Annotated in this window: 4 protein-coding genes; 2 read left to right on the forward strand and 2 right to left on the reverse strand. The window is 70.3% G+C overall.

Going from position 1 to position 4118, the window contains the following annotated elements:
• The first annotated feature begins 76 nt into the window (after window positions 1-76).
• Window positions 77-889, forward strand: coding sequence for a pyrroline-5-carboxylate reductase (proC, locus tag P1P75_RS40085; protein ID WP_319264632.1), 813 nt, complete (start codon window positions 77-79; stop codon window positions 887-889).
• 29 nt (window positions 890-918) lie between these two features.
• On the opposite strand, the gene P1P75_RS40090 is transcribed toward proC, so the two are convergent.
• Complete coding sequence (locus P1P75_RS40090) at window positions 919-1503, reverse strand: cysteine hydrolase family protein (protein ID WP_319264634.1); 585 nt, start codon at window positions 1501-1503, stop codon at window positions 919-921.
• Between the two features lie 75 nt (window positions 1504-1578).
• Between P1P75_RS40090 and P1P75_RS40095 the strand changes: the two genes are divergently transcribed.
• Entirely contained in the window at window positions 1579-2625 is a 1047-nt protein-coding gene (locus P1P75_RS40095; protein WP_319264636.1) for a helix-turn-helix domain-containing protein, read from the forward strand.
• Here the strand turns inward: P1P75_RS40095 and trpS are convergent.
• Window positions 2556-3590 (reverse strand): tryptophan--tRNA ligase, encoded by a 1035-nt coding sequence (trpS, locus tag P1P75_RS40100; protein ID WP_319264638.1) that lies wholly within the window; start codon window positions 3588-3590, stop codon window positions 2556-2558. The genes P1P75_RS40095 and trpS overlap by 70 nt on opposite strands.
• Window positions 3591-4118 lie beyond the last annotated feature (528 nt).

The raw sequence follows: 4118 nt of genomic DNA on the forward strand, positions 1-4118 counted from the left end.
GGATCGCCCCCGCCGTCCGTTCCCGCGACTCTGGAGTTGTGGCCCCGGACGACGCAACCCCCGGAGGACCCCCGCCATGTCCCAGAAAGTCGCAGTCCTAGGCACCGGCAAGATCGGTGAAGCCCTGCTCAGCGGAATGCTCCGAGGCGGCTGGCCCGCCGCCGACCTCCTCGTCACCGCCCGCCGCGCGGGCCGTGCCGAGGAACTCCGCGCCCGCTACGGCGTCACCCCGGTCACCAACGCCGAAGCGGCCAAAACCGCCGACACCCTGATCCTCACGGTGAAGCCGCAGGACATGGGCGCACTCCTCGACGAGCTGGCCCCGCACGTCCCCGCCGACCGCCTGGTCATCAGCGGAGCCGCCGGCATCACGACCGCCTCCCTCGAGGAGCGCCTCACCGCCGGTGTCCCCGTCGTCCGCGTCATGACGAACACGCCCGCCCTCGTCGACGAGGCCATGTCCGTCATCTCCGCCGGCAGTCACGCCACCGCCGACCACCTCGCCCACGCCGAGGAGATCTTCGGCTCCGTCGGCAAGACGCTCCGCGTCCCCGAGTCGCAGCAGGACGCCTGCACGGCCCTCTCCGGCTCGGGCCCGGCGTACTTCTTCTACCTGGTCGAAGCGATGACGGACGCCGGCATCCTGCTCGGCCTGCCCCGCGACAAGGCCCACGACCTCATCGTCCAGTCCGCGATCGGCGCAGCGACGATGCTCCGCGACAGCGGCGAACACCCCGTCAAGCTCCGCGAGAACGTCACGTCCCCGGCCGGCACGACCATCAGCGCCATCCGCGAACTCGAGAACCACGGCGTACGGGCCGCCCTCATCGCCGCCCTGGAGGCCGCCCGCGACCGCAGCCGCGAGCTCGCCGCCGGCACCAAGGACTGACGGCGGCCCGGCCCGCCCACCGGGGGCGGTCACTTCGCCGCGTCCACCACCTCCGCGGTGGTGACGACCCGCGCGAAGCCGCCCCCGTGCAGCGACACCGCCGACGCCTGCCCCACCTCGTCGGCGGTCCGCCGCCAGCCGAACGGCCCTGCCAGATCGAACGTGTACGTCGCGTCGTACGCGACCACGACGTCGTACCCCAGATTCCCGCCCATCCGCGCGGTCGTCTCCACGCACATGTTGGTCTGGATCCCGGCCACCACGAACTGCCCGACCCCCTCCGCCTTCAGCCAGGCGTCCAGATCCGGCGTCCCGTAGAAGGCGGAGTTCACCGCCTTCGTGAGGAACAACTCGGCCCCGGCACCCTTCCCCCTCCTCTCCTCCACGTACGCCTTGAAGCCGTTCCCCTCGTATCCGGCCCGCAGAGGCGAATCCGGCTTGACCGAGTCATGCCGCACAAGCACGACCGGCCGCCCCGAGGCCTGCCATACGTCGATCAGCGAGGCGATGTTGTCGTCGGCACCGGGGTTGTTCCGACGCCCCCAGAACTCGGCCTCGTCGAAGCCCTTCTGCACGTCCACGACCACCAGTGCCGCGTTCTCAGCGATGTCCATGCCCTCGATCCTGCTGCCGGGAGCCGGCTCACCCCAGAGGTCGAAAAGTCAGCGATCGATGGTTTACTGCCAGGCATGCAGCAGGAGCAGGAGCAGGCACACCCCCGACCGGAACCGCGGGACGCCTACCGCGTGGCCCTCGTCGCCTTCCCCGGCATCCGAGCCTTCGACGTCTGCGTCATCACCGAGGTCTGGGGCACCGACCGCACCGACCGCGACGCCCCCGCCTTCGACCTGCGCCGCGTCGCCACCGACACCACCATGCCCGTCGCCATGCGCGGCGGACTCAGCCTCCTCCCCGACCGCACCCTCTCCTGGTTGCCCCGCGCCGACCTGATCCTCGTCCCCGGCCTCGACGACCACCTCACCCGCGCACCAGCACCCGTACTCGACGCACTCCGCCGCGCCCACGCCCGCGGCACCACCATCGCCGCTCTCTGCGGCGGAGCCTTCACGCTCGCCCAGGCCGGCCTTCTCGACGGCCGCCGCGCGATCACCCACTGGAACCTCATCGACCTCCTGCGCGCCCACCACCCCCAGGTGACCGTCGTTCCCGACGCCCTGTTCATCGAGGACGACAACATCTGGACCGCCGCCGGAACGGCAGCCGGCATCGACCTCTGCCTCCACCTGGTCCGCCGCTCCCACGGTGCGGAAGCGGCCGCCACCATCGCCCGCTCGATGGTCACCGCCCCCTTCCGCACCGGCACCCAGGCCCAGTTCATCGAACACGCCACCCCGCACACCGACCGCGACGCAGACATCCTTGCCGCCGTCCGCGAACACGCGCTCCGCCACCTGCAGGAACCGCTCACGGTCGCCGACCTGGCGGCCCGCGCGGGCATGTCCCCGCGCAGCTTCGCCCGCCACTTCGCGGCAGCCACCGGCTCCACCCCGCTGCGCTGGCTGCTCGACCAGCGCCTCGCCGCGGCGCAGAAACTCCTCGAACGCACCGACCTCCCCATGCCCGAGGTCGCCCGCCGCGCGGGCTTCGGCAGCGAGGTCACGATGCGCCAGCACTTCGCGTCGCGCCTCGCCACCAGCCCACGCGACTACCGGGCCGCGTTCAACTCCGGCTCCGCGGGTTCCGTCACCGCGGGCAGCAGCCCGATCGCCCGGTAAGCGGCATCCACGACCGGTCGGGCCATGGCCCGCGCTCTCTCCGCACCATCCCGCAGCCCCCCCTCCACGAACACGGGGTCGGCGCACAACTCCTTGTGCCTGGCCTGCACGGGCCTGAGAACCTCCACCACAGCCTCCGCGGTGTCCTTCTTCAGAGCGCCGTACGACTCGTATACGTCTGCCAGCGCCTCCGGGTTCCCGCCCGTGCAGGCCGCGAGGATCTCCAGCAGATTCGCGATCCCGGGCCGCCCCTCCCGGTCGTACTCGACGTGCCGCCCGCTGTCGGTGACGGCCCGCATGACCTTCCTCCGTACGACGTCCGGCTCGTCCAGCAGATAGACGATGCCGGGACCGGAGTCGTCGCTCTTGCCCATCTTCGACGTCGGCTCCTGAAGGTTCATGACCCGCGCCCCCACCGCCGCAGTAGTGGCCCGCGGCACCACGAACGCCTGCCCGTACCGTTGGTTGAACCGCAGTGCCAGGTCCCGGGTCAGCTCCACATGCTGGGTCTGGTCGTCTCCGACCGGCACCTCGTCCGTCCCGTAGGCCAGGATGTCCGCCGCCATCAGCACGGGATAGGTGAGCAGCGACAACCGCACGCTTCCGCCCCGCTCACGCTCTCGGGCGGCCTTCTCCTTGTACTGGATCATCCGCCGCATCTCGCCGTCGGTGGCGACACACTCCAGCAGGTACGACAACCGCGCGTGCTCGTCGACATGGCTCTGCACGAAGAGGGTGCACAGCTGCGGATCCAGTCCGGCCGCCAGCAGCAGCGTCGCGGCCTGACGGCTCAGCCGACGCACCCGCGCGGGGTCGTGGTCGACGGTGAGCGCGTGCAGATCGACCACGCAGAACAACGCGTCGGCCCGATACTGGTCGACCGCGGCCCACTGCCGCATGGCCCCCAGGTAGTTCCCCAGCGTCAGATGCCCGGTCGGCTTGACCCCGCTGAAGACCCGCTTCATCTCTCCACCTCCTGGTCGAGGCCGCCGCACCCGGCCGGCCGACCCCCAGGAGGGAGAAACAGAAACGGCCGCCGAGGCGGCGGCCGTTGAGTGCATACGTCAGTCCGGCCGCCGTCAGGCGGCCCACCACAGCTGGGTGCTGCACGTACGCGTAGTCATGAGGGGCAGCGTACGCCTCCAGGGTGGCTCCAGGAGCTGGGTTGACACACCCAGGGCGGCTACGTAGTGTTCTCCGAGTTGTCCGACGTGAGCGCCGACTCCGGTCGGTCCCCGGACAGCCATTCCGCAAGTACCAACCACATCTCGACGAGCAGTCGATCCGTCTGCCGTCGTGTCATTGGCGTGTGTATTCGCGAAATGAGGAATCCGCGTTCGAAAGGACGCAGCCCCGATTGGCTTCGGGGCCAGGGAATCCGCTAAAGTCTCACTCGTCGGAACGGCCCAACAGCCGGGAAGGCAACCCCCCTCTGACGGGGAATCAGCGCCGAAAGGATCTGATAGAGTCGGAACCGCCGGAAAGGAAACCGC

The organism is Streptomyces sp. ID05-39B (assembly GCF_033794725.1).
Lineage (GTDB): Bacteria > Actinomycetota > Actinomycetes > Streptomycetales > Streptomycetaceae > Streptomyces > Streptomyces bobili.

Excerpts from the sequence above, each read along its gene's own strand:
- P1P75_RS40090 (WP_319264634.1), bottom strand. The coding sequence starts at position 1,503 with ATGGACATCGCTGAGAACGCGGCACTGGTGGTCGTGGACGTGCAGAAG.
- P1P75_RS40095 (WP_319264636.1), top strand. The coding sequence starts at position 1,579 with ATGCAGCAGGAGCAGGAGCAGGCACACCCCCGACCGGAACCGCGGGAC.
- proC (WP_319264632.1), top strand. The coding sequence starts at position 77 with ATGTCCCAGAAAGTCGCAGTCCTAGGCACCGGCAAGATCGGTGAAGCC.
- trpS (WP_319264638.1), bottom strand. The coding sequence starts at position 3,590 with ATGAAGCGGGTCTTCAGCGGGGTCAAGCCGACCGGGCATCTGACGCTG.